19 protein-coding genes are annotated in these 20,532 nt (G+C 69.7%); 8 read left to right on the forward strand and 11 right to left on the reverse strand.

Features of this window, described 5'->3' with window-relative positions:
- Positions 1–67: 67 nt before the first annotated feature.
- The 4 genes from Q1K33_RS08545 to Q1K33_RS08560 all read right to left on the reverse strand — a co-directional run bounded on the left by Q1K33_RS08545 (position 68) and on the right by Q1K33_RS08560 (position 3,507).
- On the reverse strand, positions 68–652 hold the full coding sequence (locus tag Q1K33_RS08545; protein ID WP_300402725.1) for a hypothetical protein: 585 nt from the start codon (positions 650–652) through the stop codon (positions 68–70).
- 195 nt (positions 653–847) lie between these two features.
- Entirely contained in the window at positions 848–1,963 is a 1,116-nt protein-coding gene (locus Q1K33_RS08550; protein WP_300402728.1) for a 2Fe-2S iron-sulfur cluster-binding protein, read from the reverse strand.
- A 78-nt stretch (positions 1,964–2,041) separates the two neighbouring features.
- Complete coding sequence (locus Q1K33_RS08555; protein WP_300402731.1) at positions 2,042–2,341, reverse strand: hypothetical protein; 300 nt, start codon at positions 2,339–2,341, stop codon at positions 2,042–2,044.
- Positions 2,341–3,507, reverse strand: coding sequence for a Rieske 2Fe-2S domain-containing protein (locus Q1K33_RS08560; protein ID WP_300402734.1), 1,167 nt, complete (start codon positions 3,505–3,507; stop codon positions 2,341–2,343). Before Q1K33_RS08560 ends, Q1K33_RS08555 begins: the two co-directional genes overlap by 1 nt.
- Before the next feature lie 97 nt (positions 3,508–3,604).
- Here Q1K33_RS08560 and Q1K33_RS08565 point away from each other — a divergent pair, with 97 nt between their 5' ends.
- From Q1K33_RS08565 to Q1K33_RS08575, 3 genes are all read left to right on the forward strand, one after another.
- Entirely contained in the window at positions 3,605–4,792 is a 1,188-nt protein-coding gene (locus Q1K33_RS08565; protein ID WP_300402737.1) for an acyl-CoA dehydrogenase family protein, read from the forward strand.
- Positions 4,793–4,810: 18 nt separating this feature from the next.
- Positions 4,811–5,923 (forward strand): acyl-CoA dehydrogenase family protein, encoded by a 1,113-nt coding sequence (locus Q1K33_RS08570; RefSeq protein WP_300402740.1) that lies wholly within the window; start codon positions 4,811–4,813, stop codon positions 5,921–5,923.
- A gap of 103 nt (positions 5,924–6,026) precedes the next feature.
- Positions 6,027–7,607 carry an AMP-binding protein gene (locus tag Q1K33_RS08575; RefSeq protein WP_300402743.1) on the forward strand — a complete coding sequence of 527 codons (1,581 nt, stop codon included), beginning with the start codon at positions 6,027–6,029 and terminating at the stop codon, positions 7,605–7,607.
- A gap of 20 nt (positions 7,608–7,627) precedes the next feature.
- Here Q1K33_RS08575 and Q1K33_RS08580 read toward each other — a convergent pair whose 3' ends face one another.
- Both Q1K33_RS08580 and Q1K33_RS08585 read right to left on the reverse strand, forming a co-directional pair.
- The gene (locus Q1K33_RS08580) at positions 7,628–8,737 is read right to left on the reverse strand and encodes a nitronate monooxygenase family protein (protein WP_300402746.1); all 1,110 of its coding nucleotides are present in this window, start codon (positions 8,735–8,737) and stop codon (positions 7,628–7,630) included.
- On the reverse strand, positions 8,734–10,407 hold the full coding sequence (locus tag Q1K33_RS08585) for an acyl-CoA synthetase (RefSeq protein WP_300402749.1): 1,674 nt from the start codon (positions 10,405–10,407) through the stop codon (positions 8,734–8,736). Before Q1K33_RS08585 ends, Q1K33_RS08580 begins: the two co-directional genes overlap by 4 nt.
- Positions 10,408–10,454: 47 nt before the next feature.
- On the opposite strand from Q1K33_RS08585, the gene Q1K33_RS08590 reads away from it, so the two are divergent.
- The gene (locus tag Q1K33_RS08590; protein ID WP_300402753.1) at positions 10,455–11,273 is read left to right on the forward strand and encodes a crotonase/enoyl-CoA hydratase family protein; all 819 of its coding nucleotides are present in this window, start codon (positions 10,455–10,457) and stop codon (positions 11,271–11,273) included.
- An 82-nt stretch (positions 11,274–11,355) separates the two neighbouring features.
- Here Q1K33_RS08590 and Q1K33_RS08595 read toward each other — a convergent pair whose 3' ends face one another.
- The 4 genes from Q1K33_RS08595 to Q1K33_RS08610 form a co-directional block, all read right to left on the reverse strand.
- Complete coding sequence (locus Q1K33_RS08595; RefSeq protein ID WP_300402756.1) at positions 11,356–12,588, reverse strand: hypothetical protein; 1,233 nt, start codon at positions 12,586–12,588, stop codon at positions 11,356–11,358.
- 51 nt (positions 12,589–12,639) lie between these two features.
- Entirely contained in the window at positions 12,640–14,283 is a 1,644-nt protein-coding gene (gene fadD8 / locus Q1K33_RS08600; RefSeq protein ID WP_300402759.1) for a fatty-acid--CoA ligase FadD8, read from the reverse strand.
- Between the two features lie 55 nt (positions 14,284–14,338).
- Positions 14,339–14,911 carry a TerD family protein gene (locus tag Q1K33_RS08605; protein ID WP_300402762.1) on the reverse strand — a complete coding sequence of 191 codons (573 nt, stop codon included), beginning with the start codon at positions 14,909–14,911 and terminating at the stop codon, positions 14,339–14,341.
- A gap of 412 nt (positions 14,912–15,323) precedes the next feature.
- Complete coding sequence (locus Q1K33_RS08610) at positions 15,324–16,367, reverse strand: LLM class F420-dependent oxidoreductase (protein WP_300402764.1); 1,044 nt, start codon at positions 16,365–16,367, stop codon at positions 15,324–15,326.
- 58 nt (positions 16,368–16,425) lie between these two features.
- Here Q1K33_RS08610 and Q1K33_RS08615 point away from each other — a divergent pair, with 58 nt between their 5' ends.
- From Q1K33_RS08615 to Q1K33_RS08625, 3 genes are read left to right on the forward strand one after another with little or no spacing between them, the layout of a single operon-like run.
- On the forward strand, positions 16,426–17,406 hold the full coding sequence (locus tag Q1K33_RS08615; RefSeq protein WP_300402767.1) for an OB-fold nucleic acid binding domain-containing protein: 981 nt from the start codon (positions 16,426–16,428) through the stop codon (positions 17,404–17,406).
- A 13-nt stretch (positions 17,407–17,419) separates the two neighbouring features.
- Positions 17,420–18,472 (forward strand): thiolase domain-containing protein, encoded by a 1,053-nt coding sequence (locus Q1K33_RS08620; protein WP_300402770.1) that lies wholly within the window; start codon positions 17,420–17,422, stop codon positions 18,470–18,472.
- A complete protein-coding gene (locus tag Q1K33_RS08625; protein ID WP_300402773.1) occupies positions 18,472–19,635 on the forward strand; it encodes a thiolase domain-containing protein in 1,164 nt (387 codons plus the stop codon). Before Q1K33_RS08620 ends, Q1K33_RS08625 begins: the two co-directional genes overlap by 1 nt.
- A 6-nt stretch (positions 19,636–19,641) precedes the next feature.
- On the opposite strand, the gene Q1K33_RS08630 is transcribed toward Q1K33_RS08625, so the two are convergent.
- A complete protein-coding gene (locus Q1K33_RS08630) occupies positions 19,642–20,055 on the reverse strand; it encodes a VOC family protein (protein WP_300402776.1) in 414 nt (137 codons plus the stop codon).
- Between the two features lie 152 nt (positions 20,056–20,207).
- Between Q1K33_RS08630 and Q1K33_RS08635 the strand changes: the two genes are divergently transcribed.
- Positions 20,208–20,531: a helix-turn-helix transcriptional regulator gene (locus Q1K33_RS08635; protein ID WP_300402779.1), complete on the forward strand. Its 324-nt coding sequence runs from the start codon at positions 20,208–20,210 to the stop codon at positions 20,529–20,531.
- Position 20,532 lies beyond the last annotated feature (1 nt).

Genomic DNA, 20,532 nt, shown 5'->3' on the forward strand with positions numbered 1-20,532 from the left:
GGGCCCGCCTAGTCATTTCTGACTAGCGCGGGCCCCGACCGTCGGGTTCCGTGGGTTGCCGCCGGGATCAGGCCGCGACGTCTCCCTGTCCGCTGTCGTCGAGTCGCTCGACGTCGGGCCTCCGGCGCGCCCGAGCGGCGAGCTCGAGACCGGTGTAGCTGCCCGGCTCGTAGATCGGCGGCATCGGGGGGCGCTTCTTGGCCTTCACCGAGGGGGCGCTCCGCTTCGGGTCGGACTGCGGACGGTCAGCGACGTCGAGCCCGTTGGCCGAGGCGAAGAGCTTGAGCTCCTCGAGGTCCGGGACGGTGCCGTTGCTGATGTGGGTGAGCAGCTGCTCGTGGGTGAGGTCGGCCGCGACCACGATGCCGAGCACCTCGGCGCCGAACTGCTCGAGCCACAGCCACATGGTGAAGGGCTTGATCCCCTGCTCGTCGGCGCGCTCGGTGATGAAACGCGCCTGCTGCACCGGCACTCCCTCACGGCCGAGGGCCGCCACGATGTCGGCCGAGTTGACGTGCGTCGGGTGGGTGGCCACGAACTTGGCACGGCGGCTCGCCGAGCGCTGCCGGGAGGAGTCGGTGGCGGGACGCGAGATCTGGGTCGCGAGCAGGATGCCGACCGTCAGGCATCCGATGAGGAGTGCGAGAGACATGGGGGGTCGTTCCTTACATGGGGGAGTGGGGGGCGCACCTGAGGAGGTGCTACGAAGTCAAACGGACTCGCCGTACGCAGGTCACGTGTTACCGCAAAATAGATCTTGCGGTCTAGACCGGAGCCCGTCTCCCCCACCCGTTGTTACTCAATTGTGGATCTTGTGGACGCATGGTTACCTCTGGGTCGGGTACCCCTAGGAGTAGCTGGCGCGCACGACGTCGGTTGTCGCGGTCGCCTGGCAGGCCAACCGGATCCCGTCGGCGAGGTCCTCGTCGTCCAGCACGTCGTTGTGCGCCATGGACACCTCGCCCTCGATCAGGCGTACCGCGCACGCCGAGCACTCCCCCTCCCGACACGAGTACGGCGCCTTCACCCCACGTGCCTCCAGGTGCTCCAGCAGCGTGGTGGAGCGCTCCCAGTCGTCGAAGACGTGCTTCTCACCGTCCAGCTCCACCTCGAGGCGCACGGGGTCGGCGTCGGCGGTCACGCTGACGTCCCCCGAGCTGCTCTCCTCCACGGCGGCGGTCGTCGCTGCCGGGGCAGGCGGCTCCGCAGCCTCCACGGCCCCCGGCACGTCGCCGAACGGGTTGCCACCCAGGGACACGAACTTCTCCTGATGCCTGCGGGCTCGGGGGAAGTCGAGCTCCTTGAGGGCGGCGGTGGTCATCTTCATGAAGGGCGCCGGTCCGCACACGAACGCGTCGCGCTCCTGGTAGGGCGCAGCGAACGCGCGCAGCTGCTCCTGGGTGGGCAGGCCCTGCACGCTCTCCAGCCAGTGGATCACGAGGAGCCGACAGGGATGGGCGGCTGCGAGCTCGGAGAGCTCGCGGGCGAAGATCACCGAGCTCTCGTCCCGGTTGGCGTAGAACACCGTGATCTGCCCGCTGCCGCGAGCCAGCGCCGTACGCGTGATCGACATGATCGGAGTGACGCCGCTGCCGCCGGCGAACAGCAACAGGTCGGCGTCCAGGGACGCCGGGGTGAAGATCCCGCTCGGGGGCAGGACCCGCAGCGTGTCGCCCGCGCCGACGCGGTCGCAGATCCAGTTGGACGCATAGCCCTCGGCGGTGCGCTTGACCGTGATGGTCAAGCTCGTCTCGGCGCCCTCGTCACCCGGGCTGCTGCACAGCGAGTAGCACCGGGCAGCGACGCCCGTCTGGTCGCTGGGAACGGCCACGGTGAGGAACTGGCCGGGCCGGTACGTGAAGTCGGTGGCGGCCTCGGTCGGGACGCGGAAGGTGATCGAGTGGGCGTCGGCGGTCTCTTCGACGACGTCGATGACCTCGAGCTCGTAGGAAACAGGCTCCACGGTTCTCTTTCGTGACGAGGTTGGGTAGGACAGCAGCACACCGGATCCCGGTGGAGCGACGCTGAGCAGGCGCGAGGGTCAGTAGCCGTCCTCGGCGCCGAGGGGGATTCTTCCCTCACGGGCCGCGGCGTCGATGCTGGCCTCCATCCGTGGACACCCCGCGTGGACGGAGCGGGCGCGCGGCACGCCCCGGCGCGACAGCACCGGGCACGAGCCCTGGGCGCTCGAGCTCCACTGGATCGCGGTGTGGTGCTCGCTGTTCTTCTTCACGCCGACCTCCGCCAGGCAGTCCAGGCAGGCGACCGTGGTCTGACGCGCCTCGGTGTAGAGCCGCCGGTCCTCGAGGGTGTCGTCGCTGGTGGGTACGAACGAGGCCATCAGTGTGCCGCGGTCGCCTCGGCGGACTCCGACGACGGCGGGGCCGTCTCCTCCTCCTGAGCGCGCTTGGCCAGGTTGTCGGCTACCTCCTCCTGCCAGTACTCGTTGGCCTTGGTGGTGTCGACCTCGAACTCGAACCGGTCGGTCATCTCGGCCGCGATGTCGGCCCGGTCGACGTAGAACTGCTCGTACCACCGACGCAGCTGGTAGACGGGACCATCCTCCTCGCAGAGCAGCGGGTTCTGCACGGGCACCTTGTTCTTCCAGATGTGCACGTCCTGCAGGAAGCCCCCACCGAACATCTCGGCGTACTTCCCGGCGATGAACTGAGCGGTCGGCTCGTCGATGCCCTCGGGCTTCTTGACCGTGATGCCGTACTGGAGGGTGAACGAGTCCGGACCCGTCGGGATGTGACAGTTGATCAGGATGACCTCGGTCTGGAAGCCCTTGTAGTCGACGTCGAGCCAGTTGATCATGTACGACGGCCCGTAGTACGTCGCCTCGGACTTGAGGAAGAGGTCGGCGTCGCCGTACCCGCCGCTCATGTCGGGACGCCCCTTGGACTCCATGAACTGGGTGGCGACGTGACCTTCGAAGACGTTGCGGAAGCTGGTGGGGAACGAGAAGTGCACGTAGTAGAAGTGCGCCATGTCGACCACGTTGTCGATCAGCTCGCGGCAGTGGGAGTCCTCGATCGGAACGACCTCCCAGGACCAGTCGGTGTACTCGTCGGTCCCGACGCCGGGGAGCTCGGGCGGCAGGATGTCGTGGTCGGCGTCGCTGCCCTCGGTGTCGTGCCAGATCAGCAGCTGACCGTTGCGGATCGCCGTCGGGTACTTCTGCGTGCGGGCGCGCAGCGGCACGCGTCGGGCGTAGGGGATCGCCTTGCACTTGCCGTCGCCACCCCAGCGCCAGTCGTGGAACGGGCAGGCGATCTCGTCACCCTTGACCGATCCCTGCGTGAGGTCGCCACCCATGTGGCGGCAGTAGCCGTCGAGCACCTGCAGGTCGCCGTGGGTGTCCTGCCAGACGACCAGCTTGGTGCCGAAGGCCTCGATCCCGTGCGGCTTTCCGTCCCCGAAGGCACTCGCCAGTCCGAGGCAGTGCCAGCCGCGGGCGAACCGCTCGGGGGCGGCGCCCTGGTCGAGCATGCGAGTCTCACTCATTGCGTCTCCCGTGTCGTGCGTCCATCGGTCCTGCTCGGGCCATTCAACGTCAAGGCGAGGCTAGCCGAAAACGAGAACACGTTCTAGTCTGACGCCCATGCGTGTAGTCCTCGAGCCTGAGCACCTGGCCCTGCGAGCGGAGCTGAAGGAGTACTTCGACGACCTCGTGACCCCCGAGCGGAGGGCCGGCCTCGCCTCGGCCACCGGGGAGTTCGGTGAGGCCGGGGTCTACAAGGAGGTCATCCGCCAGATCGGCACCGACGGCTGGCTGGGCATCGGCTGGCCCCGGGAGTACGGCGGCCAGGCCCGCTCGATGATCGAGCAGCTGATCTTCACCGATGCCGCGGCCGTGGCCGGCGTACCGATTCCCTACCTGACGCTCAACACCGTCGGGCCCACGATCATGCGCTACGGCAGCGACGCCCAGAAGGAGTACATCCTCCCGAAGATCCTCGCGGGCGACCTGCACTTCTCGATCGGCTACTCCGAGCCCGGCTCGGGCACCGACCTCGCGTCGCTGAAGACCAGGGCCACCCGCGAGGGCGACGAGTGGGTGATCAACGGCCAGAAGATGTGGACCTCGCTCATCCAGTACGCCGACTGGATCTGGCTGGCCTGCCGCACCGATCCCGACCTCCCCCGCCACAAGGGACTGTCGATGATCATGGTCCCCGCACAGGCGCCCGGCGTCTCGTACACGCCCGTGCACACCGTCGCCGGCGTCGGCACCAGCGCGACGTACTACGAGGACGTGCGTGTCCCGGCCGAGAACCTCGTCGGCGAGCTCAACGGTGGTTGGTCGTTGATGACCAACCAGCTCAACCACGAACGCGTCTCACTCACGTCGGCGGCGCCGACGGTCCACTCGCTCAAGCTCGTGCGGGAGTGGGCCCAGCAGACCAAGAACCCCGACGGCCAGCGCGTCATCGACACCGAGTGGGTCCAGATCGCTCTCGGCCGGGTCCACGCGCGTGTCGAGGCACTGGCGCTGCTCAACTGGAAGCTCGCCGCCGACGCCGACGCGAAGGTCGACCTCTCCCCCGCCGAGGCCTCGGCCATCAAGATCTACGGCTCGGAGCTCAACACCGAGGTCTACCGCACGCTCACCGAGATCGTCGGTCCGCAGGCCGGCCTCACCGGCGACTCCGAGGGAGCAGCCCTGGCCGGCCGGCTCGAGCGCTACTACCGGTCGTCGCTGGTGATGACGTTCGGCGGCGGCACCAACGAGATCCAGCGCGACATCATCGGCTACGTGGGCCTCGGCCTGCCCGCCGCGAAGCGATAGAGGACGGGACGCACACCCATGGACTTCTCCTTCACCTCCGAGCAGGACGAGGCCGCCGCGCTCGCCGCGACCATCCTCGGCGAGCGGGCGACCAACGAGCGACAGAAGCAGGTCGAGGCCGCGGGGTCGCGCTTCGACGCCGAGCTGTGGGGTGAGCTCGCCTCCTCCGGCCTGACCACCCTCGCGGTCCCGGAGCAGTACGGCGGTGCCGGGCTCGGCCTCGTCGAGCTGTGCCGGGTGCTGGTCGAGGTCGGCCGCACCGTCGCCCCGGTCCCGCTGGCCGTCCACGGGCCGGCGGCCCTGCTCGTCGCCGAGCGCGGCACCGAGGCCCAGCGCGAGTCCGTGCTCCCCCGCGTGGCGTCCGGCGAGCTGATCCTCACCGCCGCGGTCGCCGAGGAGCGCTCGCACCTCCCGGCACGCCCGACGGTCCTGGCACGTGCTGCCGGTGACGGGAGCGACGACTGGGTGCTGACCGGGTCGAAGTCGATCGTCCGCGCCGGTGGCGTCGCAGGTCTCCTGCTCCTCACCGCTGCCACGGACCAGGGTGTCGGCGTGTTCCTCCTCGACCCGGCCGCCGACGGCGTCACGGGCGTCGAGGGACACAGCAGCGACCGGGACGCCGTCGTACGACTCGACCTCGACGGCGCCGCCGCTCAGCTGCTGGGCGACGTCGACGGTGCCGCCGCGGACCGCCTCGCCCAGTTCCTCATCGCCTGTGCGGCCGCCGAGCAGCTCGGCGTCACCGAGGGTGCGCTGCACCTGACGGCCGCCTACGCCAAGACGCGCGAGCAGTTCGGCCGACCGATCGGCACGTTCCAGGCGGTCTCGCAGCGTCTCGCCGACGGCTACATCGACGTGCTCGCTCAGCGACTCACCCTGTGGCAGGCAGTGTGGCGCCTCGCCGAGGGGCTCCCTGCCGAGACCGAGGTCGCCACCGCCAAGCTCTGGGCCGCCGACGCCGGGCACAAGCTCGCCCACACGACGGTCCACGTGCACGGCGGGGTCGGCATCGACCTGGACGGCGAGGCGCACCGCTACTTCACGACGGCCAAGCGTTTCGAGTTCCTCTTCGGCGGCGCCACTGAGCAGGCGTTGACCATCGGACGGGCGCTGGCTGCGGAGCCTGCCTGATCGTGTCCCAGTCCCACAATTGTGCCGTCCTGACACGTTCGGCGGCCGTGGACGTGCCACATCGGCACAATTGTGCGATCTGGACGTCCGGGGCGACGACCCCATGACCGACGCCCCCACCGTGCGCGACCACCTGGTGGCGCGCTCCGAGGACGACCGGCCGGGGCTGCTGGCCGGCGACGCCGCCTGGAGCTGGCGCGAGGTCGTCGACGCTTCCCGGGTGCGCGCGACCCTCCTGTCGTCCGTGCTGTCCCCGGGCAGCCCGCCCCACGTGGGTGTCCTGCTCGAGAACACCCCGGAGTTCCTCTTCCTCCTCGGTGGAGCGGCCCTCGGCGGTCACGTCGTCGTCGGACTCAACCACACCCGCCGCGGAGCCGCCCTCGCTGCCGACGTACGACGGGCCGACGTGCAGGTGGTCGTGACCGAGGAGTCGCTCGCGCCCCTCCTGGACGGGCTCGACCTGGGTGTGCCCGTGCTCGTCGTCGGCTCACCCGCGTGGCGGGCCCTGGTCGAGGACGCCGAGTCGGCGCCGCGGTCAGGCACCGCCACCGCCACCGGCACCCCGGCGCCCGACGACCTGCTGATGCTGATCTTCACCTCCGGCACCTCGGGCGAGCCCAAGGCCGTCAACGTGACCCACGAGAAGATCGCCTACCCGGGGCAGTTCCTCTCCGAGCGGTTCGGCCTCACCCCCGACGACGTCGCCTACCTCTCCATGCCGCTGTTCCACTCGAACGCGATCATGGCCGGCTGGGCCCCCGCGCTGGCCGTCGGCGCCACCATCGCCCTCGCGCCGCGCTTCAGTGCGTCCGGGTTCCTGCCTGACGTGCGCCGCTACGGGGCCACGTACGCCAACTACGTCGGCAAGCCGCTGGCCTACGTGATGGCCACCTCCGAGATGCCTGACGACGCCGACAACCCGTTGCGGCTGGTGTTCGGCAACGAGGCGAACGAGCGCGACATCGAGGGGTTCGGGCGCCGCTTCGGGTGCACGGTGATCGACTCCTACTCATCGACGGAGAACGCCGTGATCGTGCAGCGGGTCGCCGGGATGCCGCCGGGCAGTCTCGGCCGGCCGGTCGACGGCGTCGCGGTGCTCGACCCCGCCACCGCGGAGCCGACGGCGGACGCGATCTTCGACGACGACGGCAGGCTGCTCAACGCCGAGGGCGCGACGGGCGAGCTCGTCAACACCCACGGCTCCGGCGCCTTCGCCGGCTACTACCGCGACGACAGCGCCGAGGCCGAGCGGATGCGAGGCGGGATGTACTGGTCGGGCGACCTGGCGTACCGGGACGCCGACGGATTCGTCTACTTCGCCGGGCGCAGCGCCGACTGGCTGCGAGTCGACGGCGAGAACCTCGCAGCCGCCCCGATCGAGCGGATCCTGCTGCGACACCCGGCCGTCTCGGAGGCGGCGGTGTACGCCGTGCCAGATCCCGCGGGCGGCGACCAGGTGGTTGCCGCGCTGCTCCTGCGCGACGGGCTGACGCCGCAGACCCTGGCCGCGTTCCTCGACGAGCAGGACGACCTGTCCCCCCAGGCCCGGCCACGCTACGTCCGGATCGTCGACGACCTGCCGCGCACCGCCACCAACAAGGTGCTCAAGCGAGCGTTGGCCGAGACCGGGGGCGGCACGACCTGGGAGCGGGCGCCGCGCGGCACGACGTACGCACCGATCTGAGCGCTCGCGCCCGGGTGGCGCTACCGCAGCTTCTCCAGCTTGGCGACGGTCTCCTCGAACTCCGCCACGAGGTCGGCCATCACCTCGGCGACCGGGCGCACCTCGTTCATCCGCCCGACGATCTGGCCCACGGGCATGGAGATCACGTCGGGGTCGTTGGCAGCGCTGATCCGGTTGTGGGCGTCGGAGACGAGGAGGTTCTGCAGCGGCATGGGCAGCGGCGCCGGTGCGCCCTCCTCGGCCCAGGCCTCGGTCCACTTCGTCTTGAGCAGCCGGGCCGGCTTGCCGGTGTAGACGCGGGTCCGCACGGTGTCGCTGCTCGTGGCCCGGGTGAAGGCCGTCTGCCAGGCGTCGGAGTTGGCCGCACCCATCAGCTGGTACTCCTGCGTACCGAGCCAGATCGAGCCCATCCACACGCCCTGCGAACCCAGGGCCAGCGACGCGGCGATCTGGCGGCCGGAGCCGATGCCACCGGCGCCGAGGACGGGCACGTCGGGTCCGACGGCGTCCACGATGTCGGGCTGGAGCACCATGCTCGCCACCTCACCGGTGTGTCCGCCGGCCTCGTAGCCCTGCGCGATGATGATGTCGACACCGTTGTCGACGTGACTCAGCGCGTGCTTGGCGGCGCCGGCCAGGGCACCGATCTTGATGCCGTGCTCGTGGCACTTGTCGATGACGTCCTTCGGCGGCGAGCCGAGCGCATTGGCGATGAAGACGGGGCGGTGCTGCAGCGCGACGTCGAGGTGAGAGCGCGCCACCGAGTGCAGCCAGCCGAGCACGCCGTCGCGTCCCTCGCCCTCCGGCAGCGGCGGGACGCCGAGCTTGAGCAGGGTCTCGTCGACGAACTTCTTGTGGTCCTCGGGGATCATCGCGCCGAGGTCCATCGAGGTGCCCTCGGTGGGGATCTTCATCGGCATCACGATGTCGACGCCGTACGGCTTGCCGTCGGTGTTGTCGTCCAGCCACGACAGGACGCTCTCGAGCTCCTCGGTGTCGTTGAACCGGACGCACCCGAGGACCCCGAGGCCACCGGCCCTGGACACCGCCGCCGCCACGTGCTCGGAGGGAGTGAAGGCGAAGATCGGGTACTCGATGCCGAAGGCCTCGCACAGCGGGCTGCGCATCATGCGGGGGCTCCCTGGCTGGTGGCCTGCGTGGTGGCCGCGCCGGTCTGGTCGGCGAGGATCATCTCCTTGGCGCGGGGGTACTGCGCCTTGCCGGTGGCGTTGCGCGGGATCTCCGGCACGACCGTCAGGCTGCGGGGCAGCTTGTAGCCGGACAGGTGCTCGCGCAGGAAGGTGCGCAGCTCCTCGAGCTCCACGCTCGCTCCCTCGCGGGGCTGGACCACCGCGGCGACCGACTGCCCGTACTTCTCGTCGGGGATGCCGACGACCAGGCAGTCGTAGACCGCCGGGTGGCGCTTGATCGACATCTCGACCTCCTCGGGGTAGACCTTCTCCCCGCCGGTGTTGACGCAGTTGGAGCCGCGGCCGAGCAGGGTGACCCGGTTGCCTTCCTCGATGCGCGCGAAGTCGCCGGGCACCGAGTAGCGCTCGCCGTCGACCTCGAGGAACGTCTTGGCCGACTTCTCCGGGTCCTTGTAGTAGCCCACCGGCACCGAGCCTCCGCGCCCGAGGCGACCGATCTTGCCGACGCTGGTGGCCAGGTCGTAGGGCCGGTCGTCGTCGTCGAGCACCACGCTGCTGGGACCGAGCCCGACCACGGGGCCGTCGGAGCTGATCGCGTCCTTGTCCTGCATGCCCATGCCCTGGAAGCCCGTCTCGGTGGCGCCCACGGAGTCGGTGAAGACGGCGTTGGTGAACTCCGACATCCACCGCTCCTTGACGGGCGGGCTGAAGATCGCTGCGCTGCTGGAGATGGCGAACAGGCTCGAGCCGTCGTACGGCGTGCCGGTCGCCTTCTTCCGCTCGTACTCCTCGATCAGCGGTCGTGCCATCGCGTCGCCGGTCATGAAGATCAGCTGGACCTTGTCGTCGTTGATGATCTCCCACGTGCGCTGGGGGTCGAACTTGGGCTCGAGGATCGTCAGGTGACCCGCGAACAGGTGCATCAGCAACCCGGCCTGGGCGCCACCGTGCATCAGGGGGCTGAGCGGGAAGGTCGTCATCCGGCCGTCCAGCTTGGCCTGCTCGGACTGGTCGAACTCCGAGAGCGGCTCTCCGGTGTAGAAGTCGATCCCACCGCCGAGCACGCGCCAGAAGTCCTCGTGGCGCCACATGACGCCCTTCGGGAAGCCGGTCGTCCCGCCGGTGTAGATGATGTGCAGGTCGTCGGCCGAGCGCTCGGCGAAGTCGCGCTCGGGGCTCTGGTCGGCGATCGCGTCGGCGTACTCCACGCCGCCGTACGACGACAGGTCGGCATCGTTGGTCGGGTCCAGGATGTCGGGGAACGACACGAACGTCTTCAGCTGGGGATGGTTCGGGGCGCAGGCGGCCACGAGGGGCGCGTAGGAGCGCTCGTGGATCAGCGCGACGACGTCGGCGTTCTCGAAGAGGTAGTTGAGCTCGCCCTCGACGTAGCGGAAGTTGACGTTGATCGTGACTGCGCGGATCTTGACCGTCGCCAGGACAGCGACGACGTGCTCGACGCTGTTCTTGGCGTAGATCGCCACGTGGTCGCCGGGTTGGACGCCCTGGGCGGCGAGGTAGTGGGCGAGCCGGTTGGCGTCTGCCTCCAGCTCCGCGTAGGTGACGACCCGGTCGCCCACCTTGACGGCGGGCTTGTCCGGGGCTGCGTCGACGGCGTGCTCGAAGAGGTCTGCGATGTTCAGGGCCACGCCGCGAGACTAGAACACGTTCTTGTTTTTCGCTACCGTCTCGCGACATGACCGAAACCGCAGCCGACTCCACCTCCCACGAAGCTCCGCACTGCCTGGTCGAGCAGGTCGGCCACACCCTCGTGGTGACCATGAATCGCCCGGAGGCGCGCAATGCGCTGTCCGGGGACATGCTCGCGATCATGAGCGACGCATGGGACAGGGTGAACTCCGACGACTCCATCCGGGTCTGCATCCTGACCGGGGCCGGCGGGTACTTCTGCGCCGGTGCCGACCTGAAGGCGATGAACGCCAAGCCGCCGAGCGACAGCTTCGAGTCGGGCGAGTTCGACCCCTCGGTGATCAAGTCGCTGCTCAAGGGATTTCGCCTCACCAAGCCACTGATCGCCGCGGTCGAGGGGCCGGCGGTGGCCGGCGGGACCGAGATCCTGCAGGGCACCGACATCCGCGTCGCCGGCGAGTCCGCGAAGTTCGGCGTCGCCGAGGCGCGCTGGAGCCTCTACCCGATGGGTGGCTCGGCCGTCCGGCTGATCCGCCAGATGCCCTACACCGTGGCCGCGGAGCTGTTGCTGACCGGCCGCACCATGAAGGCTCCGGAGGCCAAGGAGGTCGGCCTCATCGGGCACGTCGTGCCCGACGGGGAGGCGCTGGCGAAGGCGCACGAGATCGCCGACGCGATCGCGGCCAACGGGCCGGTCGCCGTCCAGGCGATCCTCAGGACGATGCGTGACTCCGAGGGCAAGCACGAGGACGACTGCTGGGCTGACGACGCGAAGGTCGGCGCCGCGGTCTTCGCCTCCGACGACGCGAAGGAGGGCCCGCGGGCGTTCCTGGAGAAGCGCAAGCCCGAGTTCACCGGCCACTGACACCGACGACCGGGTTTCCGGGCGCGGCGTTCCGGAGAGGATCCTCGCCATGGCCTCCCTGGCCGTCTCCGGGCCGGCGGTCTCAGACGGGGAAGAGCGGGAGGGATCGCCGCGGCTCGAACTCGAACCTCGCCCCGGTGCTGAACCTCGTCACCGCCACCTCGCCCGCCTCCGGAGCCGGCTCGTGACGTCGTACGACGGTGAGGTCCCACGTCTCCTGCGAGCCGGTCACCTCGACGTCCAGGTAGGGGTCCACGGCGCGTACGGCGGCCTGGAGGGGCGCGGTGCGACCGGGTCCGCACAGCGCGATCCACCCACCGTCGGCGGCCGCGTCCGATGGCATGACCGCCAGCGTCGCTGCACCGGATCCGCCCTCCTCGCCACCGGTGTAGACCACGGGGTTGAAGAGCGGCAGCAGGGCCAGAGCGCGTGCTGCCCCGGCCTCGTCCGCAGGCAGGGCCAGCGCACGGTGGAGCCGCTCGGCGGCGATGCCGGCGATCCCGACCAGCTGCTTGGTGCAGATCTCCTGCGCCTGCTCCGACGATGCGGCCCGCTTGGCCACCGCGATCCCGAAGGAGAGGTTGAGCAGATGCATCTGCAGGCACACCTCGTCGGCGATGCGCACCAGCGCGGCGTGCGAGAACGCCGCGAAGTCGAGGTCGTCGACGAGGGGCCCGGCGTAGTCGTCGAGCCCGCCCCCACCCGGGACGATCGGGTCCAGCGCAACTGTCACGGCGCGCTTGGGCTCGACCTCGTAGTACGGCGGCAGGGGGGTCACCGGCTCGTGCGCCTCGTCGATCACGACGGTCCAGCGGCAGTGCGGGTGCTGATCGGTGGAGGCACGAGGCGGTCGGTGGATCGGCCGCACCTGGGCCTTGGCGTTCGTCGCCACCGCCGTGGCGTCGAACGTGGGGTCCTCGATGTCGTGGCACATCGAGCGGACGTAGTCCTCCCCCATCGGCTCGACGTCCATCAACGCACCGCAGTGGTCCAGCCAGAACTCCCCGTGCCAGGGGTCGGTGACCGCGTAGCGGAAGTCCATGAACTGGGGCGGTGCGCCGATGTCGAGCTGGAGTCCCTTGAAGATCGTGACCACGTCGGTGCCCTCGTAGCCCAGCGCGCGCTGCATCCGGCGCGTGTAGAAGGGAGAGGAGCCCGCCCACTCCTCGATGGCGATCTGCGCCATCTCCTCGCGGCCGAAGGCCGAGATGCACCAGGCCATGCCGGATCGGTCGATGAGCTGGCCGATCAGGAGCAGCTCGGGGACGAGCGTCGCGAGCTCGTCGCGGGTCAGAGATGCGTAGCGACTGGTCACACCACGATCCTCACGCGTTCCGACAGGTGAGTCAACAGTGTTGACCTCCGGTCAGCCGACAGAGCGCTCACCAGTCCAGTACTGGGCGCGCAGGGCTTTCTTGTCCGGCTTGCCCAGACCCGTCAGCGGAAGGGCGTCGGTGGCGATGACCTGCTTCGGCGACTGCACCGAGCCCTTGCGCTGCTTGACCATGTCCTGGATCTCGGCGACGACCTCGTCGGTCAGGTCGTGCCCGTCGCGCAGGACGACGATCGCGGTGACCGCCTCGCCGAACTTCTCGTGCGGCGTCCCGATCACGCCGACCTGGGCGATCGCGGGGTGCTCGGCGACGACGTCCTCGACCTCGCGCGGGAAGACGTTGAAGCCGCCCGTGACGATCATGTCCTTGGTGCGGTCGACGATGTACCAGAAGCCGTCCTCGTCCTCGCGCGCGATGTCGCCGGTGTGCATCCACCCGTCGCGGAAGGTCTCCGCGGTCTCCTCGGGGAGGTTCCAGTAGCCACCGGCGAGCAAGGAGCCGGACACGCAGATCTCGCCCGGCTCCCCGACCGGCACCTCGTTGCCGTCCTCGTCGAGCAGTGCCGTGCGGATAAAGGCCGACGGGCGCCCGCAGGAGGCGAGTCTCTCGTCGCCACCGGTGACGTGGTCGGCGCGACTGAGGTAGGTGATCACCATCGGCGCCTCGGACTGACCGTAGTACTGCGCGAAGATCGGTCCGAAGCGGTCGATGGCCTCCTTGAGCCGCACCGGGTTGATCGCCGAGGCACCGTAGTAGACGGTCTCCAGGGAGCTCAGGTCGCGGGTGTGCGAGTCGGGGTGGTCCATCAGGGCGTAGAGCATCGACGGCACCAGCATGGTGGCGGTGATCCTCTGCTCCTCGATCGTGCGCAGGACCTCGGCCGGGTCGAAGCGCGAGAGCACGTGCAGCGTGCCGCCCTTGATCACGGTCGGCACGAAGAAGGCCGCGCCGGCGTGCGACAACGGCGTGCACATCAGGAACTTCGGGTTCTCCGGCCACTCCCACTCGGCGAGCTGGATCTGACTCATCGTGTTCATCGCCGCCGACGTGCCGATCACGCCCTTGGGCTTGCCCGTCGTCCCGCCCGTGTAGGTGATCGAGACGATGTGGTCGGGCGGGAGGAGCTTGGCGGTCAGCGGTTGCGCGTCGTACTCCGCCGCCTTGGCCACCAGGTCGACGCCGACGCCTGCGAGCGCCTCGGGGACCGGCCCGATGGTGAGGACCTGGGTCAGCCCGGGACACTTCTCGAGCAGCTCGAGGGCCCGCTCGGTGAAGTAGGGGTCGATGATCAGGAACGTGATGCCAGCGTCGTTGATCACGTAGGCGTGGTCGTCGGCGGAGCCGAGGGGGTGCAACGACGTACGGCGGTAGCCCTGGGTCTGGCCGGACCCGAGGATGTAGAGCACCTCGGGGCGGTTCAGCGCGAGCAGCGCCCCGTGCGTCCCCGTGCCCGCGCCGAGGGCCTCGAAGGCCTGCACGTAGCGACTCATCTGCTCCGCGGTCTCGCCGCCGGTGAGCGTCGTGTCCCCGAGGTACATCACCGGCTTGTCGTGATGGCGCTTGAGCGCCGCGACCATCAGGTTGCCGTTGTGGGTGGGGGTGCGCATCGTCTCGGCCGACGCCTGGTGCGTCGCAGACGGCGAGGCTGATGCGGGACGGTCGTCAGTGGTCGTCATGCCGCCGAGACTAGAACGTGTTGCAGTTTCTGTCACGGGTCACGACCCGTCACCTTCAGAGCAGGCGTTGCAGCGCCGGGACCGCCTCGGTCGGGATCTTGGCAGGGATGCCGACCCCGATCGCGTGCAGACTCCAGTCGGGTGCCCGTCGCACGAGCTCGGCGATGACCAACCCGGTCTCCTTGACCGCGACGGTCAGCCGGAAGCGGGCGAGCTCGACCGCCGCCTCGTTGTCGGTGACCACGCGGCAGTAGGCGTTGTCGGTCCACTCGAGGCTGTGTCCGGCGTAGCTGCTGACGAGCAGAAAGATCCGGTCCACCTTGGCGTAGACCTTGTCGAGGTCCACCAGGATGGTCTCGTCGTCCCCCACCCCCGAGCCGGACCGGTTGTCGCCCTGGTGCACCACGGAGCCGTCACGAGTCGACAGGTTGTTGTAGAAGGCCAGGTCGAAGAGCTTGCCGTCGGCGAACTGGATGGCCGAGGCGTCCAGGTCGATCTCGGGCGCTCCGGTGCCGATGAAGCCGCCGGTACGCGACTTGTCCCACCCGATCCCCAGGCGCAACCGTCGGGGGTGCGCACCGTCCTCGGTCGCCAGGTCTGTCTCTTGGTCCTTGCTCAGCTCGATCACGCCGTCGAACGTACTCCGGCTCTCCAGGCGCGGTGCGCGTCTGGGTCAGGGTTGGTCCTGGCGGTCACCCGGGGGTGGGCCGCGCGCGGCCCCACCCCATCAGTCACAGAGGCCACAAGGTCTGGTCGGTTGGGCAGAAACGACACGAAAACGGCCTGAAACCTGTCGTATGCGCCCACTGGATGAGGCGATGTGAGTCATGTGCCGGGTGTGGCGTCCGCGCATGCGGCGGCGCGAGCTTGCTCGTGCCGTCAGCGCGTCGACCAGTCGACCGGGAGAGGCTCGCAGTCAACGGATGCCGAAGGCACCGCGAAGCGGGCGCCGCAGGCGATCCTTGACGGCGAGACCCGGTCGACTACGCGCGCGGGCGCCCCACCCACCACGAACAACACACCCACCCCGAACGCCGGCATCACGCCAACAGTTCGGCCACCTTCCGGATCTCGTCGGCACCGTGGAAGCTGAGCATCAGCGTCGTCACGCCGGTCTCCTCCCAGGCGGCGACCTTCTCCTTGACCTCGCCCGGCTCACCGACGATGTGCATGTCGTCGACGAGGTCGTCGGGAATCAGTGCGGTCGCCTTGTCCTTCTCGCCGGCGAGATAGAGCTTCTGCACCTCGGCGGCGAGGTCCTCGTAGCCCATCCGGACGAAGACCTGGTTGTGGAAGTTTGCCTCGGCGGCCCCCATGCCGCCCATGTAGAGCGACACCACGCCCTTCATCCCGTCGATCACGGCCTTCTTCTCCGCAGCGCTCGAGACGATCTGGAGATGGCAGGTCGCGGCGATCTCGAAGTCCGCGCGGGTCCGGCGTGCGCCGGGTCGCGCGAAGCCCTTGTCGAGCCACGGCTGGTACATCCCGGCCGACTTCGGCGTGTAGAAGATCGGGATCCAGCCGTCGGCGATCTCGGCGGTCTGCGCGACGTTCTTCGGGCCCTCGGCGCCGAGCCAGATCGGGATGTCGGGGCGCAACGGGTGCACGATCGGCTTGAGCGGCTTGCCGAGGCCGACCGAGCCCGCGCCGGTGAACGGCAGCGGGTAGTGCGGACCGTCGTTGGTCACCGGCGCCTCACGCGCCAAGACCTTGCGGATGATGTCGACGACCTCCCGGGTCCGGGCCAACGGCTTGCTGAACGGCTGGCCGTACCAGCCCTCCACGACCTGCGGACCGCTCACCCCCATGCCGAGCACGACCCGGCCGCCGCTGAGGTGGTCCAGCGTGAGGGCGTGCATGGCGATCGAGGCCGGCGAGCGACCCGACATCTGCACGATCGAGGTCCCGAGTCGCACCGTCGACGTCTCGCGACCCCACCACGTGAGGGGCGTGAACGCGTCCGATCCCCAGGCCTCCGCGGTGAAGATCGCGTCGAAGCCCGCCTCCTCCGCCGCCGCGACGAGTTCTCCGACGCCCTCGGGCGGTCCGGCCTGCCAGTAACCCAGCTGAAGTCCCAGTTTCATGGTCCGTAGCCTGTCAGAAACCTTGCGGGCGAGATAGAACGTGTTCTAGTTTCGTCCCATGGCTCGCACTCTCTCGGCGCCGGTGACCGTCGCCTTCGACTACACCCGCTCCACCGGCCCCGTGCTCGGCAGGTTCCTCACCGGGCTGCGTGACGGCGTGGTGGTCGGCGCGCGCACCTCGTCGGGCACCGTCGTCGTACCGCCGCCCGAGTACGACCCGGTGACCCACCAGCAGACCACCGACTTCGTCGAGGTCTCCCCCGCCGGCACGGTGACGTCGTGGTCGTGGGTGCCCGAGCCGGTCAAGGGTCAGCCCCTCGACCGTCCCTTCGCCTTCGCACTCGTCACCCTGGACGGCGCGGACGCTCCCCTGCTCCACGCGGTCGACGTGGCATCCCCGGAGGAGATGTCGACCGGCATGCGGGTGCAGGTCCGCTGGGCCGATGAGCGGGTCGGCCACATCACCGACATCGCCTGCTTCGAGCCCGCCGCCGAACGCGACGCAGTCGCGACCGAGCAGCCGAGATCCGGTGACATGCCCGCCGACGCCGATGTGGACCCGGTCACGGGCATCATCACCCCCGTCGAGCTCGACTACGTCTACGCCGCCTCCCCCGAGGAGTCGGCCTTCTACCGCGGCCTGGCCGAGGGCAGGATCGTCGGGCAACGCTGCCCGGCGTGCCACAAGGTCTACGTGCCGCCGCGCAGCGCGTGCCCCTCCGACGGGCAGCCGACCTCCGAGGAGGTCGAGCTCTCCCACGAGGGCACGGTCACGACCTTCTGCGTGGTCAACGTGCCGTTCATGGGCCAGAAGATCACTCCGCCGTACGTCTCGGCCTACGTCCTGCTCGACGGCGCCGACATCGCCTTCCTGCACCTGATCCTCGACATCCCCGCCGACCAGGTGCGGATGGGCATGCGCGTCAAGGCGGTCTGGAAGCCCGAGGACGAGTGGGGCACCACGATCGAGAACATCAGCCACTTCAGTCCGACCGGAGACCCGGACGCGGACTACGAGACCTACAAGAACCACCTCTGAGGGGCCTGAAGAGATGAGAGACGTCGCCGTCGTCGGGTTCGCCCAGCGACAGATGGAGGAGTTCGACGGGTCGCCGACCTGCGTCGAGCTGCTCGTCCCGTTGTTCGCCGAGTGCTACGAGCAGACCGGGTGGACCCGCAAGGACGTGGGTTTCTGGTGCTCCGGGTCCTCCGACTACCTGGCCGGGCGGTCCTTCTCGTTCGTGCAGGCCGTCGACGCGATCGGGGTCACCCCGCCCGTCAACGAGTCCCACGTCGAGATGGACCTGGCCTGGGCGATGTACGAGGCCTGGATCAAGATCCAGACCGGCGAGGTCGACACCGCGCTGGTCTACGCCTTCGGCAAGAGCTCCGCGGGCGTGCTTCGCCGCACCCTCGCCCTGCAGCTCGAGCCCTACACGATGACCCCCCTGTGGCCCGACACCGTGTCGCTCGCCGGCCTGCAGGCCCGCGCCGGCATCGACGCCGGGCTGTGGGACGAGACCGCGATGGCCGAGGTCGTCAACCGCTCGATGGGCGACGCCGAGAAGAACGAGTACGCCGTGCGCAAGGGCGCGTCGTCGGTCGAGGAGCTCCTCGCCCGCCCGATGTACGCCGACCCGTTGCGCAAGCACGACTGCGCGCCGGTCACCGACGGCGCGGCCGCCATCGTGCTCGCCGCGGGCGACCGGGCTCGCGACGTACGCGACAAGCCCGCCTGGATCAGCGGGCTGGCTCACAACGTCGACCCGATGAGCATGGGCACCCGCGACCTCACGCGCTCGCCGTCGGCAGCTGTAGCAGCGGCGGGTGCCGGCGTCGACGGGGTCGAGGTCGCCGAGCTGCACGCGGCGTTCAGCCACCAGGAGCTGGTGCTGCGCCGCGAGCTGGGACTGTCCGACGACGTCGCGATCAACCCGTCGGGGGGCCCGCTGTCGGGCAACCCGATGTTCTCGGCGGGCGGCATCCGGATCGGCGAGGCCGCCAAGAAGATCTGGTCCGGCGAGGCGGCCAAGACCCTCGGCCACGCCACCTCGGGGCCGGCCCTGCAGCAGAATCTCGTGTGCACCATGGAAGGACGTGCCTGATGGCCAAGCAGCCGGCAGCGGTCATCGGCATCGGCCAGACCCACCACCGTGCCAAGCGCGAGGACGTCTCCATGGCGGGCCTGTGCCGCGAGGCCATGGACCGGGCCCTCGAGGACGCCGGGCTGACCCTGGACGAGATCGACGCGATCGTGGTCGGCAAGGCTCCGGACCTCTTCGAGGGCGTGATGATGCCCGAGCTCTTCCTCGCCGAGGCGTTGGGCGCCGCGGGCAAGCCGCTCCTGCGCGTCCACACCGCAGGCTCGGTCGGTGGCTCGACGGCGATCGTGGCCTCCTCCCTCGTCCAGGCCGGGGTGCACAAGAAGGTGCTCACCGTCGCCTACGAGAAACAGTCGGAGTCCAACGCGATGTGGGCCCTGTCGGTGCCGATCCCGTTCAACATGCCCGTCCACGCCGGCGCCGGAGGGTACTTCGCGCCGCACGTGCGCTCCTACATCCGCCGATCCGGTGCGCCGAACCACATCGGTGCCATCGTCGCCGCCAAGGACCGCAACAACGCGCTCAAGAACCCCTACGCCCACCTCCACAACAAGGGCACCACCGTGGAGTCCGTGATGGCGTCACAGATGCTGTGGGACCCGATTCGCTACGACGAGACGTGCCCGTCCTCGGACGGCGCCTGCGCCCTCGTGATCGCCTCCGAGGACGTCGCGGCGTCCTCGCCCAACCCGGCGTGGATCCACGGGACCGTGATGCGCTCCGAGGCCACCTCGGGAGCCGAGCGCGACCAGGTCAACCCGCAGGCCTCCCGCGACGCGGCCGCGGTGCTGTGGAAGCAGGCCGGGATCACCAACCCGATCGACGAGATCGACATGGCCGAGATCTACGTGCCGTTCTCCTGGTTCGAGCCGATGTGGCTGGAGTCGCTGGGGTTCGCCGAGCCGGGTGAGGGGTGGAAGCTCACAGAGTCCGGGGCCACGGCGCTCGACGGCCGGATCCCGGTCAACTGCTCGGGAGGTGTGCTCTCGTCCAACCCGATCGGCGCCTCGGGCATGCTCCGCTTCGGCGAGGCCGCCCTGCAGGTGCGCGGGCAGGCCGGCGAGCACCAGGTCGACGGCGCCCGGCGGGCGCTCGGGCACGCCTACGGCGGCGGGTCCCAGTTCTTCGCGATGTGGGTCGTGGGATCGGAGAAGCCCAGCAGCTAGCTACAGCTAGCTGTACAGGCAGAACGGGTGCCCGGCCGGATCCAGCAGCACCCGTACGTCGTCCTGCGGCTGGAAGTCGGACAGCGCCGCGCCGAGCTCGATCGCGTGGGCGACGGCCTCGGTGAGGTCGTCCACCTCGAAGTCGAGGTGCATCGACATCCGCGGGCGGCCTGGCTCCGGAGGCCAGACCGGGCGCTCGTAGCCGGGGTCGCGCTGGAAGGTGAGTCCGCAGACGCCCTCCCCGGGGTCCAGCGCGGCACCCTCCGCATCGGCGGTCTCGGGCTTCCACAGCGGCCAGCCCAGCAGCTCGGAGTAGAAGGTCGCCAGGGCGAGTGCGTCGGGGCAGTCCAGGACGACGCCCCACCAGTCGCGCCGTGACCAGCGGTCGACCGACGGGTCCGAGACGCTGCGTCCACGCATGACTCGACCGTACCCCGACCCTGGGTCAGGCCACGCAGAGCTCGTTGCCCTTCCCCAGGGAGTCGCCATGCCACCAGGCTAGAACTCGCCACCGACGTTCGCCGCTGGCGAACGTGCTCGGCAACCACCCCGGACGGGCCTAACGTCGCGTCATGACTCAGGAGAACGTGGTCCCCCTGCGGCGCCCCACCGTGCCCTCGACCTCGGCGGCCGCCCCCGAGCCCCTCTGGCGCGAGGCGCTCGGCCGGGAGTTGCGCCAGGTCCGGCAGGACCAGGCGCGGACGCTCGCCGAGGTGGCGCAGCGAGCAGGCGTGTCGGTGCAGTACCTCTCCGAGGTCGAGCGAGGCCTCAAGGAGCCGAGCTCCGAGATCGTCGGCGCCGTCACCGGGGCGCTCGGGCTGCGCCTGGTCGACCTGACCGCCCGCGTCACCCGGTCCCTGGGGCGGATCGGCGGCCCCGTCTGCCTCGCTGCCTGAG

The sequence above is a fragment of the Nocardioides sp. genome, from assembly GCF_029937575.1.
In the GTDB taxonomy this organism is placed as follows: domain Bacteria; phylum Actinomycetota; class Actinomycetes; order Propionibacteriales; family Nocardioidaceae; genus Nocardioides.

Excerpts from the sequence above, each read along its gene's own strand:
- fadD8 (WP_300402759.1), bottom strand. The coding sequence starts at position 14,283 with ATGACGACCACTGACGACCGTCCCGCATCAGCCTCGCCGTCTGCGACG.
- Q1K33_RS08560 (WP_300402734.1), bottom strand. The coding sequence starts at position 3,507 with ATGAGTGAGACTCGCATGCTCGACCAGGGCGCCGCCCCCGAGCGGTTC.
- Q1K33_RS08575 (WP_300402743.1), top strand. The coding sequence starts at position 6,027 with ATGACCGACGCCCCCACCGTGCGCGACCACCTGGTGGCGCGCTCCGAG.
- Q1K33_RS08635 (WP_300402779.1), top strand. The coding sequence starts at position 20,208 with ATGACTCAGGAGAACGTGGTCCCCCTGCGGCGCCCCACCGTGCCCTCG.
- Q1K33_RS08565 (WP_300402737.1), top strand. The coding sequence starts at position 3,605 with ATGCGTGTAGTCCTCGAGCCTGAGCACCTGGCCCTGCGAGCGGAGCTG.
- Q1K33_RS08580 (WP_300402746.1), bottom strand. The coding sequence starts at position 8,737 with ATGATGCGCAGCCCGCTGTGCGAGGCCTTCGGCATCGAGTACCCGATC.
- Q1K33_RS08570 (WP_300402740.1), top strand. The coding sequence starts at position 4,811 with ATGGACTTCTCCTTCACCTCCGAGCAGGACGAGGCCGCCGCGCTCGCC.
- Q1K33_RS08545 (WP_300402725.1), bottom strand. The coding sequence starts at position 652 with ATGTCTCTCGCACTCCTCATCGGATGCCTGACGGTCGGCATCCTGCTC.
- Q1K33_RS08620 (WP_300402770.1), top strand. The coding sequence starts at position 17,420 with ATGAGAGACGTCGCCGTCGTCGGGTTCGCCCAGCGACAGATGGAGGAG.
- Q1K33_RS08625 (WP_300402773.1), top strand. The coding sequence starts at position 18,472 with ATGGCCAAGCAGCCGGCAGCGGTCATCGGCATCGGCCAGACCCACCAC.
- Q1K33_RS08590 (WP_300402753.1), top strand. The coding sequence starts at position 10,455 with ATGACCGAAACCGCAGCCGACTCCACCTCCCACGAAGCTCCGCACTGC.
- Q1K33_RS08615 (WP_300402767.1), top strand. The coding sequence starts at position 16,426 with ATGGCTCGCACTCTCTCGGCGCCGGTGACCGTCGCCTTCGACTACACC.
- Q1K33_RS08630 (WP_300402776.1), bottom strand. The coding sequence starts at position 20,055 with ATGCGTGGACGCAGCGTCTCGGACCCGTCGGTCGACCGCTGGTCACGG.
- Q1K33_RS08555 (WP_300402731.1), bottom strand. The coding sequence starts at position 2,341 with ATGGCCTCGTTCGTACCCACCAGCGACGACACCCTCGAGGACCGGCGG.
- Q1K33_RS08610 (WP_300402764.1), bottom strand. The coding sequence starts at position 16,367 with ATGAAACTGGGACTTCAGCTGGGTTACTGGCAGGCCGGACCGCCCGAG.